Annotated in this window: 17 protein-coding genes; 2 read left to right on the top strand and 15 right to left on the bottom strand. The window is 47.2% G+C overall.

The window, feature by feature from the left end; genetic code table 11:
* Positions 1 to 48: 48 nt before the first annotated feature.
* On the bottom strand, positions 49 to 2,784 hold the full coding sequence (locus tag ACPUYX_RS10490; RefSeq protein ID WP_426379605.1) for a S8 family serine peptidase: 2,736 nt from the start codon (positions 2,782 to 2,784) through the stop codon (positions 49 to 51).
* 215 nt (positions 2,785 to 2,999) lie between these two features.
* Between ACPUYX_RS10490 and ACPUYX_RS10485 the strand changes: the two genes are divergently transcribed.
* Positions 3,000 to 5,075, top strand: a complete 2,076-nt coding sequence (locus ACPUYX_RS10485; RefSeq protein WP_426379604.1) for a cell wall-binding repeat-containing protein — start codon at positions 3,000 to 3,002, stop codon at positions 5,073 to 5,075.
* A 9-nt stretch (positions 5,076 to 5,084) separates the two neighbouring features.
* Positions 5,085 to 5,297 carry a hypothetical protein gene (locus ACPUYX_RS10480; RefSeq protein WP_426379603.1) on the top strand — a complete coding sequence of 71 codons (213 nt, stop codon included), beginning with the start codon at positions 5,085 to 5,087 and terminating at the stop codon, positions 5,295 to 5,297.
* A 46-nt stretch (positions 5,298 to 5,343) separates the two neighbouring features.
* On the opposite strand, the gene ACPUYX_RS10475 is transcribed toward ACPUYX_RS10480, so the two are convergent.
* The 14 genes from ACPUYX_RS10475 to ACPUYX_RS10410 form a co-directional block, all read right to left on the bottom strand.
* On the bottom strand, positions 5,344 to 5,586 hold the full coding sequence (locus ACPUYX_RS10475) for a hypothetical protein (protein ID WP_426379602.1): 243 nt from the start codon (positions 5,584 to 5,586) through the stop codon (positions 5,344 to 5,346).
* 81 nt (positions 5,587 to 5,667) lie between these two features.
* On the bottom strand, positions 5,668 to 6,378 hold the full coding sequence (locus ACPUYX_RS10470) for a glycosyltransferase family 2 protein (RefSeq protein WP_426379601.1): 711 nt from the start codon (positions 6,376 to 6,378) through the stop codon (positions 5,668 to 5,670).
* A gap of 9 nt (positions 6,379 to 6,387) precedes the next feature.
* A complete protein-coding gene (locus ACPUYX_RS10465) occupies positions 6,388 to 6,804 on the bottom strand; it encodes a DUF2304 domain-containing protein (RefSeq protein ID WP_426379600.1) in 417 nt (138 codons plus the stop codon).
* A gap of 3 nt (positions 6,805 to 6,807) precedes the next feature.
* The gene (locus tag ACPUYX_RS10460; RefSeq protein WP_426379599.1) at positions 6,808 to 8,115 is read right to left on the bottom strand and encodes an ArnT family glycosyltransferase; all 1,308 of its coding nucleotides are present in this window, start codon (positions 8,113 to 8,115) and stop codon (positions 6,808 to 6,810) included.
* Positions 8,116 to 8,170: 55 nt separating this feature from the next.
* Positions 8,171 to 10,519 (bottom strand): cell wall-binding repeat-containing protein, encoded by a 2,349-nt coding sequence (locus ACPUYX_RS10455; protein WP_426379598.1) that lies wholly within the window; start codon positions 10,517 to 10,519, stop codon positions 8,171 to 8,173.
* Between the two features lie 103 nt (positions 10,520 to 10,622).
* Positions 10,623 to 10,793, bottom strand: coding sequence for a hypothetical protein (locus ACPUYX_RS10450; RefSeq protein WP_426379597.1), 171 nt, complete (start codon positions 10,791 to 10,793; stop codon positions 10,623 to 10,625).
* A 126-nt stretch (positions 10,794 to 10,919) separates the two neighbouring features.
* Positions 10,920 to 11,588 (bottom strand): GNAT family N-acetyltransferase, encoded by a 669-nt coding sequence (locus ACPUYX_RS10445; RefSeq protein ID WP_426379596.1) that lies wholly within the window; start codon positions 11,586 to 11,588, stop codon positions 10,920 to 10,922.
* Positions 11,589 to 12,076: 488 nt separating this feature from the next.
* Complete coding sequence (locus tag ACPUYX_RS10440) at positions 12,077 to 12,733, bottom strand: sugar transferase (protein ID WP_426379595.1); 657 nt, start codon at positions 12,731 to 12,733, stop codon at positions 12,077 to 12,079.
* Between the two features lie 356 nt (positions 12,734 to 13,089).
* Positions 13,090 to 14,301, bottom strand: coding sequence for a glycosyltransferase family 4 protein (locus tag ACPUYX_RS10435; protein ID WP_426379594.1), 1,212 nt, complete (start codon positions 14,299 to 14,301; stop codon positions 13,090 to 13,092).
* A gap of 85 nt (positions 14,302 to 14,386) precedes the next feature.
* A complete protein-coding gene (locus ACPUYX_RS10430) occupies positions 14,387 to 15,391 on the bottom strand; it encodes a lipid II:glycine glycyltransferase FemX (protein WP_426379593.1) in 1,005 nt (334 codons plus the stop codon).
* The gene (locus ACPUYX_RS10425; RefSeq protein WP_426379619.1) at positions 15,366 to 16,754 is read right to left on the bottom strand and encodes an O-antigen ligase family protein; all 1,389 of its coding nucleotides are present in this window, start codon (positions 16,752 to 16,754) and stop codon (positions 15,366 to 15,368) included. Before ACPUYX_RS10425 ends, ACPUYX_RS10430 begins: the two co-directional genes overlap by 26 nt.
* A complete protein-coding gene (locus ACPUYX_RS10420) occupies positions 16,754 to 18,463 on the bottom strand; it encodes a hypothetical protein (RefSeq protein WP_426379592.1) in 1,710 nt (569 codons plus the stop codon). The genes ACPUYX_RS10425 and ACPUYX_RS10420 overlap by 1 nt, the downstream gene beginning before the upstream one ends.
* A 5-nt stretch (positions 18,464 to 18,468) precedes the next feature.
* Positions 18,469 to 19,536 carry a non-hydrolyzing UDP-N-acetylglucosamine 2-epimerase gene (gene wecB, locus ACPUYX_RS10415; protein WP_426379591.1) on the bottom strand — a complete coding sequence of 356 codons (1,068 nt, stop codon included), beginning with the start codon at positions 19,534 to 19,536 and terminating at the stop codon, positions 18,469 to 18,471.
* Positions 19,537 to 19,695: 159 nt separating this feature from the next.
* A complete protein-coding gene (locus tag ACPUYX_RS10410) occupies positions 19,696 to 21,111 on the bottom strand; it encodes a flippase (protein ID WP_426379590.1) in 1,416 nt (471 codons plus the stop codon).
* Positions 21,112 to 21,118 lie beyond the last annotated feature (7 nt).

Genomic DNA, 21,118 nt, shown 5'->3' with positions numbered 1-21,118 from the left:
CATATCTAAGTGATGTCCTGCAAAAAATTATGGTATTTTATCCCTTTGTTAACGCAGCAGGGCCTCAACTCCCTGAACGACACTGTCGGGCAAAGCGACCTTCCCGCCCAAAGTTTCAATTTCTTTTCCTTTCCACGACCTTAGAAGGGCAGCTAAACCTGCAGGTATTTCCGTCTTCGTCGGGACTAATACGACCATTGAGCCTTCCGAGGCTGCGCGCACAGCTCCTGTAAGAGCATCCGGAAAGTTTTCTCCGGTAGCTAACTCCAGCTTTGACGAAAGAGGAGGATAAGATTGTAAAACTGCCGTTGCGGTGTCATAGGCTGTATTCCCGGCAATTCTTTTGGGAAGAGGAAGTTGATCTTCGATCGCGCTGCTAACGACAGCAGTTCCTCCGACAACAAGCGTGTCCGTAACCTGGAGTTCCTCAAGAGCGGTTTGAGTATCTTCAGATAGAGCATTGGCTTCTGTCAGCAGTATAGGGACTCCCTGGCGTGCAGCCCAGGCGGAAATAGCTAATGTATCTTGGAAATGATTTACATTGGCAATCACAGCTCTTCCTTTTGTTCCTAATGATTCGGCAATAGCGCGAGCGGTGCCTTCCGCCGTATAGCCGTAAAGCCGATTAACGGTATACGTCTGTTGCAGCTCGATTTCGATTGCTGAAGAAAGGGCAGCTGGACCACCTAAGAGATAGATCGTCTTCGGAGCAAGGCGTCGTATTTCCCCCCGAACCTCAGGGGTCAAGGAGGAACTGGGGGTAAGCAGAATGGGGGCCTGCAGCCTATATGCAAGGGGAGCGCCGGCCAGGGCATCCGGGAATTGATTGGCCTGAGCGAGTATCACTGTATCTGCTCCGGTCGGAAAGGTAACCTGGGAAATTTTTACTGCTGTTTCTTCAGATGTCACACCCGCAAACCGCTGAGTCGATTGGTCGTTAACTTGAACCGTCCCCACAACATAAATTCCCGGATTAAAGATGCCAAGACGTACTTCTTCGTTTTGGAGCTCGCCTCCTATAGCAATCCAGCGTTCACCATCCCAGTGATAAACAATTTTGTTCAAAACGCTCTTCAAAGAAGGATCACTGCAATCCAAGGAAAGGATTTCGTGGGGCGTCTCGGTTCCCCATTCTACATCAAGGGCCGGGGTTAAAGAGCTTGCTCCGTTAGGAAGAGCTGCCGGGATCGGAACACTATTCAGGGAAACGTCAACTGGGGAATCGAAGGCCTGTGTAGGAACTAACAAATTAAAACTAGTCGACCCATCCGTACTGTGAATATTCCCTCCCAGTATCCCAACTCTTGCCGGGGAAGAAAGAGTTGCCTCTGTTTGAGCGGCAAGGTTTAGGGCCAGTTTTACATCGACTAACCCGTATCCATAGTCATTATCTCTTCCCTGAGTTCCTAAGTCTTTAACACCGGCTTCCATGGCCGCAACGACTTGCTCCCGCGTCCATTCAGGATGCAGTCCCCAGATGAGGGCCGCCTCCCCGGCGACAAAGGGTGAAGCCATTGAGGTGCCGCTTGCATTGGCATAACACAGTCCCTCGCTCAGGCTCCACCAATCGCTGGTAATTTCATCTCCCGGAGCAGCTAAACTGATTTGAGGACCTGTCTCGGAAAATGAAGCAATGCCGTTATTTTGGTTCGTGGCAGAAACAGCCAGAACATGAGGGTCTGCACCAGGATAACTGACTCCGGTGTTTTTAGCTGACGAAGGATCATAGTTTCCGGCGGCAGCGACTAATAAACATCCTTTGTTATAAGCGTGATTAACAGCTTGCTTTATGACACTAGATGAAACACCATTATCAGAGCCGAGACTAAGATTAATAATATTTGCTCCATGATCGGCGGCCCAAACTATTCCGGAAGCAATAGCATCATCATATCCATCTCCATTAAAACCTACCGCCTTAATGGGCATAATTTTCGCCTGATAGGCTACACCGACAATTCCCACATCATTACGTTCCGCCGCAGCAATCCCCGCAACATGGGTACCATGTCCGTTATCATCTTGATTCTCTCCCGGGGCATCGCTCTGAGTGATCGCATTGTACCCGGGGACAATATTGTCCTTTAAATCCGGATGGTCGAGGGCAATCCCTGAATCTACGATAGCAATCGTCATCCCCTTGCCTGTTGCCCCCATGTCCCAGGCTCCCTGAACATCCCCATTGGTGATAGACCATTGATCCTTAAAATATGGGTCTTGAGGTAATGAAGCAGCAGCCGAGACGGCTATCTTCTGAAGGTGATTCTCTTCTGCGGTGAGAACTCCCGGGAAGCTTTTGAGGCTGGCGATCAGAGAAGCTGCATTAATCGTACTGTTAAATCCCAGGGTCGCAAAATTCAACGGACCTTGACGTAAAATTGCAGCCTTAAATACTTTAGCCACATTTGTAATATCCGCTTTAGGAGCCAGGGAGACAACGATTTGCTTTGAATGTGATAAATCCAATGTCAATGAGTCTGACTTTGGAGATTTTTGAACACTTCTTAAGGGAACATCCGTTGTCTTGCCGTTCGTTTGTCTATTAAGTAACGAATTATTCAATGCTGTATTTTTGAGCGAGGTAAAAGTCTTCGCCTGAGCTTGGGTCCAAGCTTGTTTTTGAGACTGAATTGTTCTTAAGGCGAGACTGTTCTGCCCTATTGAGGAAAGAGACAGATCAACATTTAAGCTTATTAATCCTATTATTAAAAAGAGAACAATCCAATATTTAGTTTTATGTATCACTTTAATTGCGAAACTTATTTTATTGAAGATGTCTTCCACTCCCTTCAAATTGAAAGTTTATACAACGATTAATTCGACAAAAATCGTCACTTTCCTTTTCTCCTTTTGCCATGGGCTGAAAATAATCTCCTATAATTTCCCTAATTGTTTTGATATTGGCAAGTAGATTTATCTAAATTTCGGCAGGTTTTCTCATTTTTGTCACGAATATTTAATGGCAACTGGCGATTCAGCTACAAACAAAGGAGGGGAAGATGATTAAATTCTTCACAAGGAAATCTGAGCAAGCTAATCACAATCAGCCATATAACGCCAAAAAACATAAATTTCGCATGGTCTCCTGCCTCGTTGCCCTTATATGCGGTTTAGCCCTCTTGACCAACCTGGTCCCCTTTCAGTCTGTTGATGCCCAGGCCGCTTCAACTGATTCCATCACAGATCGAATCTATGGCACTACCCTCTATGATACGGCCATAGAGATCTCCAAAGCTGGGTGGGATCAAGCTCCTGTTGCAGTCCTCGCTACAGGGCAAAACTTTCCGGATGCGCTCACAGGATCAGTTCTGGCGCATAAAGTAAATGGACCCTTGCTTCTTACAGAATCCGATCATTTAGATCCAGCTGTTTTAAGCGAGCTGGAACGCCTGGGGACAAAAAATGTCTATCTTCTCGGCGGAACCGTTGCTCTGAGCAGTTCTATTGAGCAAACCCTCAGAGATCAGGGGATTACTCCGACACGTCTCGCTGGGACGGATCAATATGGAACTGCTGCAGCGATTGCAGGTGTGGCAACCCCGACCTCGGACCAAGCTTTCATCGTCAATGGTGAACATTTTCCCGATGCTTTAAGTATTTCTTCTTATGCGGCGGCTCATGGGATACCGATTTTGCTCACGCGTCCGGATTCCTTACCTGCGGAAACTGCCTCAGCTCTCGCCCAAATGGGAGTCCGACAGGTTACTCTGATCGGCGGTACGGCCGTCATTCAGAAAACCGTAGAAGATCAGTTGGCGAAACTCCCGCAGCCGGTTACTGTTACCGCCCGTTATGCCGGTTATGATCAGTACGAAACAAATAGTATCGTTTTAAATCAGCTCCCTTATAACAGTTCTCATGTCTATGTTGCTACTGGCGAAAATTTCCCTGATGCCTTAGCAGGTGCGGCCCTGGCGGCAAAAACCAATTCTCCCATCTTTTTATTTCCTTCAAAACCATTAGCTTCTTATACATCATCTTATCTCGATGAAAAACGATCTTCCGGCACTGCCTTTACAATTCTAGGGGGGTGGGGCGTAATTAATTACAAGATGGAAAGTATCCTGCGTACAGGAGTTGTGCAACCCCGAATTTCCCTGCAATTTACCCAAGGTGCGCTCAGCGGGACGAAGGGAATGCTCAGCCAGCTCCAATCAATTCCTTTACCGGCTACTGATTATGCTGACCTGATTGGGCCGAGCTGGTATTACCTTGATGACGCAGCCAATGGCAATGTAACGGGAGGCTGGGATGCCACTTCGGCAAACTATACTCAATTCACAAGCGCTGTCCATGCCCGCGATCTTAAGGTTCTGCCCGTAATTCAGTCGAGCTGGTCGACTCCTAAAACCGTAGACACGGTTTTGTCTTCAGCAACAACACGAGCAGCCTTGGAAAATAAGATCATCACTTTAATTCAAAGCACCAATTCTGACGGAATTGTCATCGACTTTGAACTGATCAGCGACAGTACAGGACCCTATCTTACGCAGTTTATGCAAGAACTCTATGCCAAACTTCATCCATTGAACAAGTTGGTCATTGAAGCGGTTATGGCTCGCACAGGCTCCGAGTCCTGGTTGACAGAATTTAATTACTCTGCTCTAGCCCAAAACGTGGATTACCTGGATGTTATGACCTATGACTACAGCCATTCAACCCCCGGACCCATTGCGCCTCTGGATTGGATGAACAAGGTTATGCAATACACCAAAGGTCAAGGTGTTGATATGCATAAAGTGCTCCTCGGCATACCTTACTACGGCAACGACTGGTGGACTACGGGCAGCGGAAGCAGCGCTGCCTATCAGCGAAAATCCGGCGGAATGGCCGAACTTCAGGCCTTAGCGCAAGGTCCCATTCAGAGAGATTCCTCGCAAATCCCTTATTTCAATTACACAGATTCTTCCGGCACTCACACTGTTTATTACGACGATGCTCAAAGCTGGAACGCCAAACTGTCCCTGCTCAACCAATATAATCTTGGCGGAATCGGAGCCTGGTCACTCAACTGGTCACTTACTCCTGCAAGCTCCAATGCCATATTCCCGCTCCTTAAGCAGTATTTGCGCTAAGAGAAGAGAATGAAGGCTCGGCCTCTGTGGCCGATGACAATACAAAAAAAGCCGTCACCAATTTACGAAATAAATGGTGACGGCTTTTTTGGACAGAATTTCTATTTTAAATCTCTTTTTGTCGAGGATGACGAACTAGGAAAATTACAATTTCATCTTTTTCAAGACGATAAAAAACTTTGTATGGCCCAGATTTTCCAACAGATAATAGTAGCAATTTAAGATTAATGGGGTAGCCTTCAACAACTACATCTTTTCCAGTGAGTTTTCATAAAGAACCTAACACTTTATCAATTTCTGAATCAGAAAGAATCGGGTTATCTCCTTCTAAAGCATCTAATAGCAGTCGTTTTTCTTCTTCATCAGTTACTTCGTAAACATTAGCATCATTAGTGTCCGGATATTGTTCGACTTCAAATAAGAAAAATTTCCGGTTACCAATTTCAATATAAGATGAACCTGAATTTACTGCTTCGAGGATGTCCTGATTTTCAATTTTAATTACTCTCATATTATCAATCTCCCTCTCCCAAACGAAGGATTAAGATAATTACATCATGCTTTGCGAGATTAACCCTAAAAAATTAGCCTCTCACTGCTCAGGCCAGATCCGGCTCATCATCGAATTAAGAATGATGGCTAAACTCACCTTGAACATATAGTACCCGCTTTTAAAGGGGGTGATTGACGAGCTTCCGGAAATACGGGCGTCCATCTCCACTGAGACTTCTATGACCCTTACTCCGTTTTTGATCAGGGTTACAATGGCATCGGGTTCCGGGTAGTCTGTTGAATAATGGGCTGAGACCATACGCAGGGCTTTCTGGTTATAGGCACGAAATCCTGAGGTCGGGTCCGTATATTTCCTGCGCACGACGGACTGGATCGTTTTGCTTAAGAGATAGATTCCCATACGCCGGGACCAGGAGGATTTATAGGCCGTTTTACTCAAAAACCGGGATCCGATGGTGACATCGGCTTTGTCTCTAAGAATTGGCTCAATCAATTTCTGGATCTCTTCAGCCCGGTGCTGCCCGTCTCCATCGACTTGCAGGGCAACATCATAGTGGTTTTTAACAGCATAGAGAAACCCTGTTTGCACTGCTCCCCCGATTCCCAGATTCACAGGCAAGGAAATGACGTTTGCTCCATGACTGCGGGCAACCTCCGCCGTTTGATCCGTTGATCCGTCATCGATGACAAGAACATCCAGCCAAGAGGACACTTTTTTTAGATTATCCACCACGGCGCTGATATTCCGGGCTTCATTCAATGCCGGAACAATCGCTAAAATTCGTTGCATACCTTCTTTTTACACGTCCTTATGCGGACTCGTTTCCGCTGCTTGTTTATGCTTCCTGATTTGCGGGGATTTTGTCTGAGGACTCTGTTGCAAATTTCTTAAGTCGTCTTCAAGTAAAGCGATTCTCTGTACCAAAACACGATTGGTAGAACTCAATCTAGAAATCTCCAGGGAAAAATGGACACAAAGAATAAAAACCAAGACCCCGAAAATTACGAAAATCGCGGAGGGTGCGTAGTAAATTCCCATGAGATTCGCCAAATACTCGATCCCGTTTCTCCACAAGGAGAAAAAGATCATGCCAAAGCCCGCAACAATCCAAATTAAAGAATATTCAACGGCCAGACGGCGCAGACGTACTTGTTCGATAATAAAACCTGTGACCAGAATGCTCATAATGAGTACGACGATTTGGACACGCGACATCGTTTATGCCAACCTCCCATGGGCTCTTCCCAGTGTTCCCAGCAGCTTCCCGGTTCCTTTAAGGAGCAGTACAAGACTCAGGGACCCCACCAAAATCATCGCCGGCATCACCGGCAGGCGATAGCGTCCTCCTGAAACGACTGTGATCATACTCACGATAAAGCTGTAGTAAAGGATATAAAGCAAAAGAAAGCTGTATTTTTTCAGCCAGACAATACTTAGGATAATCCCGCTTAAGCCTAAAAGCAGATACCACTTGTCAAGGGAGTCCCCTTTCATTTTGTAAGCCTGCCCTTCTTGGGAACTTACGGGCTGCCAAAACAGATTCTTTTCTTTGGCCAAGGTGCGCTCCAGAAACAGCACCGGATGACTGACAATAAAGGAGACTCCCAGACTTTTATACTCCTTTTCCTGCTCCAAGAGAGGAAGTTTATCAATCCTTGCTTTAACCGCCGGGTCATAGCTGGGCTGGTCCATGACAAAGTAACTGTTTGTGATCGTACGCGGGTTATTTCCTAAATAAAACTCATAGGAACCATAATTGGAAACAGCTATAAACTGATGATACTTTAACTCATTGCGTATCCACCAAGGGCTCATGACTAAGACGGTCATGAACAGGATAAGCATAAAATCCCGCAGCGCTTGCTTCAGCCGCCAGCCTTTCATCCAGAAAATCCAAAAGCCCATAACCGGGAAATAGAGCAAAAGCAAGGGACGAACTAGGTTAGAAACTCCTATCACTACTCCCAAAATTAAAAGGGTGGACATTTTAGGCCGGCCGATTTCTCGGGCATAACGTGCCGAACAATAGAGAAACAGCCAAATGGCAAAAACATAAGTCGTTTCTGTTAAGACATACATTTCCCAAAAGGCGAACAAGGGGTAGCCGAGAGTCAAGACGTAAGGTATCCAGGCATACCTCTTACCGAACAGAAGCTCCCCGGTTTTAAAAGCAACTACCGCGCTGGCTGCTCCAAGCACACCATGCAGAACCATGATCACCATAGCATAACTTTTAAAACCAAAGATTCCATAGATTAAGGCTAAAAGCAGGGGATAAACCGGACCTATCACATAGTCCCGGGTCTTAGGAAAGGCTTGGACAACATGATTAACGCCTTCAGCGAAATTCGCTGTGTTCATCAGTCCCTTGCCCTGGAGAAAGTTTTCAGCGATATTGGAGTAAAGATACCCATCCGGAGAGATAAAATAGTGTACCGAATAGGATTTGATATAAAGAAGCTCAAGGCCTAAGGCTATGAAGAACAGGAGGCCTGTTATCCATAGCCTTTTATACTGCTGTGCCAATGAATCTCAACCCTCCGTGTTCTTCTCCGTTAATTCCGCGTTCTTATCCGCTAATTCAGGAAGACGTCAGCAGACCTTCTAAAACCTTCTCATTAGAACTGGGGATAACTCCCGTTCCACCGAGTATATAAGCCTTGGTCGTTTTTCCGCTTTGAGCCTTTAAGTAGGCCTTTGTATCAGTATTTAAGTCCCCTTGAGGAATTAAGAGCAAGGGACTTCCCTTAACTGCTGCAAAAGCTCCCCCCGCCAGTCCGTCCGGGAAGGTTTCGCCCGTCGCAATAACTAAAGTTGTTGGATCCTGCTTAAAATAGTTTACAATCTTGATCATCGTATCATATTTTGTCTCCCCAGCCAAGCGCACCGGCCCGTAGCTTGCCAAGGGGCCTCCTGTGCTGTCAAAGGACGTGGAAACGGCGTATTTCCCGCCGACGATAATCGTCTTCGTCACTTTATAATCTTGCAAAAGCTGCAGTGTCGAGTCAGGCAGTGTACTCTTTTCCGTCAAAAGGATGGGAATCCCCAAAGCAGCAGCCGGAGCTGAGGCAGATAGGGCATCAGGGAAACTTGTGGCGGAAGCAAGGATAACTTGAGTGCTGGGACCCATTCTGCGGGCAATTGCCGCAGCGGTATCGGCAGCAGAATTTCCAAAAATACGTTCATAGGGCAAATTAGCCTGAGTAAGGGCATCCGTTACTTTTGGGCTAATGGCGACTTCTCCCCCGATCACAAAGACTTTGGCGCCTGCACCCAGTCGTTTCAATTCCTGTAAAACGTTGCTCTCCAGTTCGTCAGGGGCTGTTAAGAGTAAGGGAGCCTTTAGTTTTCTGGCCAGAGGGGCTGCCGCCAGGGCATCCTGGAAGCGGTCTACCCGGGCCAAAAGGACAACTGGGGCAGAATTATCGGCCCAGCCTTCCTGGGAGATCTTAATTGCTGTATCTTCAGCACGGGTCCCGGAAAGACGAGTAACTGCCGCACCCGCAGGCTGTGGTTCAGCGGGCGAAGTCGGCGTTGAACCTGAGGTCGAACCCGGGGTTGAGCCTGACGACGGAGTCGTTCCGGAGCTTGGCGAACCCGAACCGCCGGCTGCCTGATAGCCGGTTTGAGCACGCTCTGTCAGACCGGCATCTAAACTAGGGCCTTGCAAAACTGTCTGATAGTAACCCGCCCCAGTGGCTTTACCATCTGTTGTCCCTGCAAGGACCAGTTTGTCGGCTTCGTCCAAAAGTTTATTATATGCGGTGAGAAGACCATTGTCTGCTCTTTGAACAAGGTCGGCATCGACACTGGAGCCTTGTAAAACGGTCTCATAGTCCTGTACCGCAGTTTTAGCTGCTGAAGCATCTCCCGTCTGAACCAGACTGTCGGCTTCATCCAACAATTTCCCCAGGGCATTCTTTAAGCCTGTGGCAGCCTGGGAGGCAGCATCTTGATTCAAACTTGGTCCTTGAAGAACCGTCCAATAATATTTGGCGGCACTGGCATCGGAGGAGTCCTTCCCTTCCTGCACGAGGGAATCGGCTTCAGCCAGAAGATTCGTTTGAGCACTCTGGATTTTCTGCGTAACAACGGTTTTATCGGCAATCGTCGAGCTGTCATAAGCCGTATTATAAAAACCTAGGGCATAGTAGGACGCCCAGCGAGCATAGTTGAACCAATAGTCCCCATTCGCGGCATCACCACCGCTTCCACCGCCTGTCGCGAGCAATTGATCCTGATCAATCTTCAGGTCACCGGTATGGGTTTCGGCCGGTGTGCTGTAGCGACTGGAATTATTGGGTGGATTTACCGAGGGCAGGAGGTTTGCCGGGTACTTGGCAGCCCCGGGAGCAAAGGTCACTGCACTGTTGTATTTTTGACCCATGAGGCTGAAAATCGAATCCTGATAGGCCGGAGATCCTGTGCTGACATTCGGATTGTTGCGCGAGCCCCAGTTGTTGTAGGCCCAGACTGCAAAATACCAGTTCTCCAGGACATTGCGGTCGCCATTGCCAATTTTAGGCGCAGCCCGCCATTTTTGATTAAGTAATTGACAGCCTATTTCTATGTTATAGTCAATATCGTTTTTCAGTTTGTCAATCGTCGCTGTATCGGTGGAACTGTAACTCGAGATTTGCATAATCCCGATCCCAATACCGTCCTTACCGATTAAAGGATGATCAGTCATGGGCTGTCCCGAAGCATCGAGCTCATATTGTCTCCAGCCGCTTTCCATCCAAGCGATGGATTTCAAAAGTACCGGAGGGATATTGTATTTATCTGCCCAGTATTCAAGTTTTTGCCCGATTTCTGTGTAATATGCTGTTTTATCTACTGCTGCCGAAGCTGTCCTGACGGGTACCAGCTGCATAAAAAAGAGCGCGACCATAAAAATGGCCAATAACCTTTTGTATCGGCGCCAAAACATTCTTTCTTCTTCCCCTTCCAATCCTAATTCTTGTCTCGTTACTCATATATTCGACAAGAATTAAGGCAGTCCTCCTGGAGAAAAAGAAAACTCGAGTATAAGCTCAAGTACAGTGAACTCGTTCAGCTAAAGCTGAACATCGGGGCTTCAGATACAATAATGTCCAGTGGACACTATTACCGAAAGTTATTCTGTTGAAAACTCCAGACAAAATTAATTGCCCTAGTCCGGTGATATTCTGGACTAAGGCAACCAGGATGTTTTCTTTATCCAATTGTAAGACTCCCGCTTCTAAAAGTAGCGGCGATACACCGTATTACATACTATTTCCTGTGGGGCAGAGCCCCCTCGAAATCTCGATGTTCAACTTCAGCTGAACCGAGCAAACCAATATTTTGCTCTAAATAATTGAGCGCATAAAACTTACCGAGGAATCACTGCTCTTTTCCACAGTCCAGCCATCTTTCTGGTAGAAGCGAATGGCACGCTCGTTCCAGGGTAAGGTTGAAAGGCCAACTTTCTTAATGCCCTCTTGTTTCATTTGCGAACAGAAATGTCCGGTTAATCGATTCGCAATACCCAAGCCCCGAAAGTTGGGAGCAACCCCTATGGCCAGGATTCTTGCCGGCGTGAACAAGCTGCGTTCCTGAGAACGTTTACTTCTCCTGGGCCGCCGCCGGAAAAAGGAATTTAAAGCATCTGAAATATAGCTGCGTCTGCTCTTGATATGTTTACGGACGTAATCATCTTTAACGTATCTCGCCATGACTAAAAAGACCAGCTTCCAGAAATTCTGGCGATAAAAGCGGGAAAACGGCCGGCCATCGATTGTCCCGAAGACAAAGCCAATGATTCTGCCTTTGTTTTTTGCCACGTACCCATAGTTTGTGGGAGAATTCATGAATTGGGCACAAAAGAGTCTCAAAAATCCCTGACCCATGTGACCTAAGAAATGATCACTAAAAACCTCCTCATACAATTGAGCAACTTCTGGAATATAATAAGGACTTAAGATATCGACCTCAATATCTGATGTATCTAACGTATATTGAGGCTCTTTATTTAACACTGGTCAAAACACTCCTTACGTTTGCTTACAGATTTAACCTTGTTTTCAAGAAATAGCATGCCCATTAGAAGAAAAAGTAACCATAAGTTAACTTTTAAAACATAATAGATTATTGGCATCAGGCAGCTTCCTCTATAGTCTATTGTTTTTCCGAAAGGATTCTATATAAATCATAACAGGGAGTTCTTAGCATTTAATGTCCCTTTTGTGACGATTCTATGAGTATCTTCTTAAGGCCTAAAAGCCCAATCCCAGAAATGGCAAAATAAAGAAAGGCGATGCAGCGAACTAATGGCATTCGCTGCTCCCCTTTCAGTTGTTTCGTATATAATCATCAAATCTGTACTGTTTTGCAACTGTACGACTGTTCGTGAGCTCCTGGTTCCGGCTTTAGCTTTAGGTGAAATCTGTGTCAATCTGTGGTTTCTCTTATCGCGTATTTACAGCGTTTCTTCTTGTAGGTATAAAAAATGCGGGATTTTAGGATCTTAGTATGCACCTTTCCCGCTGAAAACTACGAAAACCGTTTGCCAGAGTATTTTTAAATCCAACCAAAAACTCCAAGTCCGAACGTACTCTAAGTCGTAGTTCATGGTTTCGCCTAAGGTTAATTCACTGCGTCCGTTGATTTGGGCAAGCCCCGTGACTCCGGGCAGGACATTAAGCCTTTGCTGCTGCTGGGGCGTATAAAGTTTAGCGATTTCCGGAACTTCCGGCCGCGGACCGACCAGACTCATGTTGCCCAGCAGAATGTTCAGCAATTGAGGCAGCTCGTCTAAACTGGTTTTTCTGAGAAACCGTCCGCTGCGCGTAATTCGCGGGTCGTCTTTCTCCTGAAATACGAATCCTTCGAGATCCTTGACCTGGGCCAACTTGTCTTTGATTAGGGCGTCGGCGTTCTGAACCATGGTGCGAAACTTGTAAATTGTATAAGGTTTCCCATGCAGCCCCACTCTGGTCTGGGTGAATATGGCCGGTCCCTTGGAATCTGACCGTATCCAGAGGACGATGAGAAGCCAAAAAGGCGATATAAGTACAAGGAGAAATAAAGCGACCACAAAATCTAACAACCGTTTTAAAATAAGCTGCCACTGGGGGTAGGTAAACCTAAGGCTCTCTACGGATGCCGAAGATCGCTGATTCATTGTAACGTCTCCCTCCTAGTGAACTCGTTCAGCTAAAGCTGAACATCGGGGCTTCAGATACAATAATGTCCAGTAGACATTATTGCCGAGCCGTCTTTCCCAATAGGAAATACTTAGCGGCGAAGGAGGACTCTACCCCATCTGAAGTTTACGAAGGACCCACCCCCACTTATAGAAGTGAGGGATCAAAAACTGGATCTAGGACAAACACTAGAGTATCAATTCTATAATAATGAAGAACAACTTCTACCTTTGGCAAATATGATCCCACTCTTAACATTAGTCCCAGTCTTATTGTTTGTTATTCTAGTCCACAGTGTTAACCGCTTAGTTATTGTTTATATCATAAGTATCGTTTATATGCCAAGCTCTTTAAGCCAGTGAACAATTATTTGCGCCCAGGCATAATGCTCTTGTACAAACTTCCGTCCTTGCTGCCCCATTTCCCGCCGCTGCGGATTCTGTCTTAATTCCAGAATCGTCCGGGCTAATTCAGCACTGTTTTCCGGTTCGACAACAACGCCTCCGCCGGAGGATAACACCAAATTAGCTGCTTCACCTTCTCCGGAATAAATCACCGGAACTCCCGAACCAAGGGCGGGAAACATTTTCGAAGGACGTGCTCCTGCAAATAGTTTATTCTTTTTTAGAGGAACAATACTTGCTGAAGTCAGAGAAAAATATCTTGGCATTTCCTGAACCGGCTGAAAATCAACAAAGCTTACCTTCTCTAAGCCTTTTTCCTTGACTAAACCTTCCAGCATAGGTTTCTCCGTGCCGTCACCAACAAATAAAAAGCGAATCCCCGGTTCCTCCCGGAGGAGCTCCGCCGTTTTGATCACGGATTCCAACCCTTGAGCGTAACCCATTGTCCCTGCGTAGATAAGAACAAAGTCTTCCTTTTGCATTCCCAATTTTTCGGCCAGTGCTTCATCCCGTTCCCGCGGGGCAAAAAGATCCAAGTTCACCCCGTTCGGTAAAAAAGTCACTTTATGGCTGGGTACACCTCGTTCCAGTAACGAAGAACGTATTCCTTCCGTCTGACAGGATATTTTCCAGGACCGACGGTAAAGCAGCTTTTCGAGCCATTCGGCGGTGCTGATCATCCAGCGGCTGTTGACCAGCCCCAAGGCCACCGCTGATTCCGGCCAGAGGTCTGAGATATTCATAATAATCTTAGTACGAGTAAACCAACCATAGATTAAGGCTGTAATTCCCAGAAATAAGGGCGGTGATTCGAAAAACAAAATATCTTGTTTTCCGGCTTTGCTTAGACCCCAAAAGGACGAAAAAACGAAGGAAAAATAGTTCAGCAGACGTTTCCAAAAACGCCCCCGCTGAACGGGATAAATCCAGGTCCGCCAAAGGGGAATGCCATCGACCTCATCCTTCATTCGCCAATGCCCTCGATATTCAGGGGGAATGATGCCGCTGGGATGGTTGGGGAAGGCTGTAACCACCGTCACTTGATGCCCGTTGGCCTGCAGTCCTTTGGCAACTTCTTTAAGTCTGACCTGTGCCGCCCCGGACTCCGGCGGGAAATATTGTGTTAACATTAAAATACGCAATCGGAACGCCGCTCCTTTTTACTCCTTGGTAAATGTTTTACTCCATTTTAACACGACACACCTGCTCAGCCAAAGGGAGCCTCGATCAGGAGCGTTTGAGGATTTTCTTAATCGTGTCACTATGCTTGGCATATACTGATCGTCCGAGTTTTGCCGCCACGGTCCGGTTGCGGTAGGCATAGAGATATTTGCGCTCTGTGCTGCCAAAGCTTTTCTTAAATTTGGCTATGCTCGGAATGTTGGCACCTACCATATCATAGAGTTCAATCCCCAGGGCTTGGGCCCGTTTGAGATATTCCCACTGCACAAGGTTGTTGGACATCACTTTACTGTATTCCCGATCGGATACCCCGTCTAAATAATAGGCGACATTTTTGTCCCGGGGAAAAATACCTCCGGCGATAATTTTGCCCTCATAACGAGCCAGCAAAACGACTAAATCTCCTGGCGGATATAGTTTTTGCCATAGCGCTGTAAAGTATTCCTTGGTGAAAGGCGGCTCTTTATCCTGGCGGCGATAAACCCCAACTGAAAGTTCATAATAGGGGTCCAGCCATTCTTCCAAAGTCGCCGGTTCAAAGATTTCGACACCGGATTTTTCCGCCTTGCGCACTGCGTTGCGGCAGCGCACTTCCAGGCCGGCCCATAATGCTTCCTCATCCTTGGGCATCGCCAGATCCAGAGTCAATAATTCTTCGATGGTGTACCCCTGCTCTTCAAAAATCTCTTTTCCCGCCATATCCGGGAGCCTAACCTCAACATAATCAATATGTTTCTTCATCAAATAATCTTCCAGGGCCGGGAGTACGTCCTGCAGCGTCACCGCTCCCCAAGGTCCTGCGTGAGGGGTAGCCGCACCGGACAAGGCACTTCCGGCTAACTTTAAGAGACTCATCTTCCGTTCAGCTAAAGGAAGCAAACCTCTTAAGACCCCTTCTTGATCGAAAAGGCCCAGCCTGTTAACCTTTAAGCCAAAACCTATTTCGATAATATCCTGCCATTCCCAGCGGTGGAACAGCGATCCCTGAGTCATTCCTTTCAGGAAATCGTCCCATTCCTCACGCTCAATTGGCTGTATTGTTAAACTCACGTCTATTTTCACTCCCAACTTTACCCACCAACAGGTAAACCATCATACCCATGCTGATCCAGGTCATTGGATCTTCAAAAAACCGTGCTTCGGACTGTGAACTGATAAAGACAGCAGCAATCCATAAAAAATAACCGACACCCAACAGGTAGTTTACCTGATTATGATCAGTACCGTTAAATCCTGCACCTGTACTGCTTATACTTGCTTCGACTTGTCTGCTCCTGCGCAGCTTCCACAGGTCTCGGAAAATAGCCAGCCATACTATAGCCAAGGCTGTCAGTCCGACTATACCTAATTCCGCCGCAATGGTCAAGATCGTTGTATGCGAGAGAGTCACCCCCTGCACATAAGGGATAACTGTCTTATAACTTGGGTAATTCGTTAAAAAGGATTTCTGAAACCCGCCTAAACCGACCCCGAAGATGGGGTGATCGTGAAACATGGCAAAAGAGACCTTAATCAGGTAGGCTCGCTGCGCATCTAAAGCCCCCAAGCCGTTGCGGATGGTCAAAAGGCGATCCCAAACCGTCGGTCTGAGGATCATAATCACGACACCGACGACCCCCAGCACTCCAATAGGCTGAAGTATTCCTTTGCGGGGAATAAGCAGACACAATAGAACTAAAACAACCACCAGGGTCACCACACCGCTGCGAGATAAGGTAATGGCTAAGGCTCCTAATAAACTTATGAGTGTTCCAAAGTAGAGAAACCGCTTGCGGGACTCCCGGCACATATATTGAAGCAGCAAATTGGCCACAATTCCTAACACAAGATAACGGGCAAAAATATTAGGATCGACAAAGGTCGCGTTAACTCGGGCGATCATTCCCTCGGCTAAATATCCTCGCCACAGAAAATGCTTCGTTGCACCTTCATAGATTGTCAGGGGAACCAGAGCGACTCCCAACCAATGAACAACCTTCAGCGGGAGCAGACCAGTATTCTTTTCTGCCAGCAGGTAAACGCCCAAAAACAGTAAAAACATGGTCAGAAGCCTGATGACACCCATGATTGTATCGGCTTTGCTGATCGTGTAGACAAGGCTGAAAGCGCCGACCGCGATATAAATCAGCAAGGCAATGGTCAAAGGATGCTGCAAAAGCTTCTTTAATTCCCGGCGTTTCTCAGGTTCCCGCCACAGAGACCAGAGGAGTACCGCTATAATTCCTACTGTAAAAAGTCGGGCTAGACTGTTAATTTGGGAACCGATACCCCCGAAAGGGGGAAACCAAGTAATGGAGACATCTAAAGCAACGGCTCCGACCAAAAAGGAGATTAAAGCGCTTGGTTTTTTCCAGCCGCAATAAACGACAACGGCCAGACTGAGAAGAAAAAAGCACCATTGCAGAACCAGCATCACCCCAGTTCATCTCCTTCCACTTCTAAGGTTACCAGGGGCCGGGCCGGGATATCGATATACCCTTCGCCTGCCTCATAAGCAACAGAACATTCCTTAATCCTGCCTGGATCAAGATAAAGCCGGACTCGCAGAGGAGGCAGGGGAGTATCTGTTGGCCCATAAGAGGCTTCCCCTGCGGGTTGAGTACAGAAAACCTGCCATTTTGACCCTTCCTTGGTCAAGGTTACCTCAGCTTCCCGTCTCAGGGAAAACCATTTCAGCACCTGGCGGGGAATGGCGATCCAAGCACCATCCTGCTTCCCTTCAACAATCAAACGTTCATAGACTTCTCCCCAAAAACGGGGCGCTGTAAAACTCTGATTGTGCCAAAGCAAGCTGACTGCTCCGCCGAAGCGCTTGGCCCACGCCAAGACCGGTTTTGCTTGCTTAAAAGCCTCTTCCCGGTTTAAATCAAGGTGTTCCTCAGCCAAAAGAGCCCCGTCTTGGATGTGTAAGGGTAGTTCCCAAAGCGTTTGGCAGTTTAAGGGATGATAAGGCTGAAGCGTTCCGGCTCGAAAACCTACAACTTCATTATAGCCAAAGGTCGCATCATATAAAAATCCGCCCTCTTCCATGGCCTGAAAAGATGCTGGTGTCTCAAAATAGAGCCAGTGCATGCGAACCCCCAGTTCCTTCTGCCCCGTCAGCTGAGAAATTCTCTTATACTCTGCCCGGGCTGCCGGGGCCGAATGCCAGGAATCAATGCCATGGACTCCGGATTCCCAACCCTCTTCTTCCACGCGGGTTATCGTTCTGCGATGTTTAGCCGCATCATAAAAAGAGGCCCGATTGGCAGGTGCGGTCACTTCAGCCTCACCCTGGTTTTTGCCGTCTTGCAAGGCTTGCGGCAGCAGACCGGGTTTGCTCGGAAAAGGCATAAAATATAAACTCGAGCGAACGCTCAAGCGTTTTTCCAAATCCAGGAGCAGCGGCAAGGCCCTCTGCCAGACATCCCGGCCAATACCAAGTTTCGCCGCCAAGGTGCGAACCATTTCCCAAAGGGTCTGGAGAAATTCCGGGGTCGTTACCTTGCCGGATCGCCAACGCTTCCAGTTGACAAGGGAACTGCGGTAAAAATACCCTAAAAACGTACGGGCGACGGGCATTTCCCTGAGACTTAAAATGTCAAGATCGTGAGTAAGGGTCATAATGTAAGCATTGCCCCAGGGCTTCGGCGGAAGTTCCAGATAATTTTTGACTTCCTGGCGCAAAACACTGCGGAGTGTCTCAAGCATCAAATCGAGAGATGGTTCCTCTACTCCCGCTTCCCTATAGTCCCGCCCCTCCATGAGTAAGCGTGTTCCCTCCTGACCAAGATTAAAAGGCAAAGTCGTCAGACGAAGACCGGGATTTTCTCCTTGAATTGGTCCGCAGACAACAATTAAAGGGCTTGTCCCTGCTAATGGCGTCGTTCCGGCTGCTTTAAAATCCTCCAGAGAAATACCATCTACGATAACAACATCACAAGCAAAAAAAGTCTCGGTCTCAGTTTCACTCACAGACTCAGTCTCTATCTCAGACTCAGCCTTAGGCCCTCCTTGCCCGTCCCGGGCCTTTAGCCATACAGGTGCGGGGATTCCCATCAGGGCGGTCAGCTCCTGATAGACTCTCTCCAACTCCTCGGCTACGAAAATCCCGATCTTTCCAAGTTCGTTACGGCTGCTCACCCAACTCACCTTCTTTGCTTTTCCAGAGCCGCTGCGATTTCTTCGCTGGCTCGGCCGTTCCCATAGAGATTCTCTTGATAAGGGGGCAAGGGATTCTGGCGATAACTTGCAACTGCGGCCGCAATCTTATCGGCAGAAGCGCCTGTGAGGGTATTCCAGCCTATTTGCACTGTCTCTACCCATTCCGTTTCATTTCTCATGGTTACACAGGGCACCCGCCAGAGGTAGGCTTCCTTCTGAACTCCCCCTGAATCTGTGAGAATGAGCTCTGCTCCTTTTTCCAAAAGGATCATTTCTAAATAGCCCACGGGCTCAATCAGTTTAACATTTTCGGGAAGAGAGATTTTATGGTCCTGAAGAAGCTTTTTCGTACGGGGGTGAAGGGGAAGAACAATCTGTCCCTCAATGCTGGCGAAGGCTTCTACAATCCCTTGCAAGCGCTGGGGGTTATCCGTATTTTCGGCCCGGTGAACCGTAGCCAGAAGATACGATTTCTCCGGATAGCGCAGATTTTCTCCCAGCTGGCGATCTTCCGCCCTCCGGGCGTGATAATAGAGAGCATCTGCCATGACATCTCCAGTGCGTACGACTCCTTCAGTTAACCCTTCCTGAGCCAGATTTTCCACAGCCCGGTCTGTGGGGCAAAAAAGCAAGGCCGACAGATGGTCTGTCAGGACACGATTGATCTCTTCGGGCATTTGCCGATTATAACTACGCAGCCCGGCCTCAACATGAGCAATGGGAATATGAAGTTTGGCTGCTGCCAAAGCTCCGGCTAAGGTCGAATTCGTATCCCCATACACCAAAACCCAATCTGGTTTTTCTTTCAGTAAGACTTCTTCCACTTTAGTTAACATTTCCCCGGTCTGAGCTCCGTGCTGTTTGGAGCCTACCCCCAGAAAATAGTCCGGTTTGGGAATGCCTAATTCTTCAAAAAACACATCCGACATCTGGTAATCGTAATGTTGTCCAGTGTGAACAATTTTCTCGACATGGTTCTTCCGCAAAGCCTCGGAAAGAGGCGCCGCTTTAATAAACTGGGGCCGGGCACCGAGGACGGTAATTATTTTCATATCAGTTCTTACCTCAATTCTAGTTTGATACTAATTTCTTAAACGACTTAAAGACTTCTTCGAATCCAAATAAGTCAAACAATATCTGAATATCCATCTCAACGTGAGTCCCGTTTTTATTCGGCTTGCAATTTTTTAGTGTCTCCGTTGTATCTCGTTTCATGAGACTCGTTTGGCCCGACGCCAAACATAGCCGCCAATACGTTGAAAGTCACGATCCAGACTGATCAAAACTGCAAGATAAACAATCCCGGCAATTCCTCCTGAAAGCAAGGGATGGAGATAACGCAGGAAATGAGCGACTGCCGCCATGACTGCGGACGCCAAAACGATAACCGGCAGCTGCCGCCAAATGCGTATGTTATAGACTTTTAACCTGACAACTCCGTAATACATGACAAAGACATACAGCTCTGTAATCAGTGTCGCCACACTGGCGCCGTAAATACCGTAACGGGGAATTGCGTAAAGGTTGATCCCGATATTTAGAAGTGCTGCCCCGCCCTGAATCCAGGCCCTGGTCCATTGCCGGTTGGTTGTCGTTAAAACATCACCTAAAGAGAAGCTCAGACATTCAAGGGCGAAAAACCAGCAAAGTATCATCATAATAGGAATTGATTCCTGGTAGCGGTGACTGTAAAGCCAGGATAATAAAGGGTTGGCTAAAACAAACAGCAGCACACTGCCCGGAATCCCCACGGCGCTGAGGACCTTAAAGATTTTTTCGATGGTTTCCCTGTGTTTATCGCGGCTCTCTACCCCGAGCTGGAACAAGATGGGATAAATCACACTGGTCAAAATGCCCGGGATAAATAAGAGTACGGCGATCAAGCGATAGGACGCTGAATAAATCCCTATTTCCCGGTTAGTACGCATTAAGGTAAGCATGAACATGTCAATTTGGAAATAGACATATAAAAAAATAGCCGCAGCTCCAAAGGGCAAGCCCTTTCTCAGCATCTTAACCAGAAGCTGTCCATTAAACTTAAGGCGAATACTTCTTCTCAGGTGAATATAAAGCAAGATTGAAATGATCAGAGTCGCGGCCAGTTGAGCAAAGGTAATCATCACAACTTTCCCTTTGCCTAAAACCACCAGGATTGTCAGTAAGCCGATGAGAAACGTCGATAAAAATTGGTACAGTGCTGCATAATACATTTGCTGCTTAGCCTGAAAATAGTTGTAAACCGAACTGTCTAAGGCATTTAGCGCACTGGCCACCCCAAAAACAATAACCATGTCCCTGGTCGCTAAACTAAATTTGGCAGGCATCAGAATAAGCATGAGTGCGTAAATAGCCAGTGAGGTAAATGTCTTAAATGCCAAAGTGTTTCCCAAATAAAGGGGCAAAACACTCTCATCGCAGGAGCCTTCCTGAACCATATAGTTGCTCAGGCCAAAATCTACAAAAAGGATAAACGTACTTACAAAGGCCAGGGCAGCATTATACTCCCCATAGATGTCCGGTCCCAAATAACGGGTAACGGCAATGGCCACAACAGCAGTAATAGCTTTTGAAAGTACACTTGCCAGGCTTAAGGCGGCAGCATTCTTAAGAACTAAACGAAGTTCCACTCAGGTT

This window comes from Desulfosporosinus sp. SYSU MS00001, assembly GCF_049943955.1.
GTDB lineage: Bacteria > Bacillota > Desulfitobacteriia > Desulfitobacteriales > Desulfitobacteriaceae > Desulfosporosinus.
The sequence above is the reverse complement of the archived record's forward strand: the minus strand, read 5'-3'. Positions and strand labels throughout refer to the sequence as shown.

Bases quoted from the DNA above. Each gene is read 5' to 3' on its own strand.
- ACPUYX_RS10485 (WP_426379604.1), top strand. From the start codon at position 3,000: ATGATTAAATTCTTCACAAGGAAATCTGAGCAAGCTAATCACAATCAG.
- ACPUYX_RS10480 (WP_426379603.1), top strand. From the start codon at position 5,085: ATGAAGGCTCGGCCTCTGTGGCCGATGACAATACAAAAAAAGCCGTCA.
- ACPUYX_RS10475 (WP_426379602.1), bottom strand. From the start codon at position 5,586: ATGAGAGTAATTAAAATTGAAAATCAGGACATCCTCGAAGCAGTAAAT.
- ACPUYX_RS10470 (WP_426379601.1), bottom strand. From the start codon at position 6,378: ATGCAACGAATTTTAGCGATTGTTCCGGCATTGAATGAAGCCCGGAAT.
- ACPUYX_RS10465 (WP_426379600.1), bottom strand. From the start codon at position 6,804: ATGTCGCGTGTCCAAATCGTCGTACTCATTATGAGCATTCTGGTCACA.
- ACPUYX_RS10455 (WP_426379598.1), bottom strand. From the start codon at position 10,519: ATGTTTTGGCGCCGATACAAAAGGTTATTGGCCATTTTTATGGTCGCG.
- ACPUYX_RS10440 (WP_426379595.1), bottom strand. From the start codon at position 12,733: ATGAATCAGCGATCTTCGGCATCCGTAGAGAGCCTTAGGTTTACCTAC.
- ACPUYX_RS10425 (WP_426379619.1), bottom strand. From the start codon at position 16,754: ATGCTGGTTCTGCAATGGTGCTTTTTTCTTCTCAGTCTGGCCGTTGTC.
- wecB (WP_426379591.1), bottom strand. From the start codon at position 19,536: ATGAAAATAATTACCGTCCTCGGTGCCCGGCCCCAGTTTATTAAAGCG.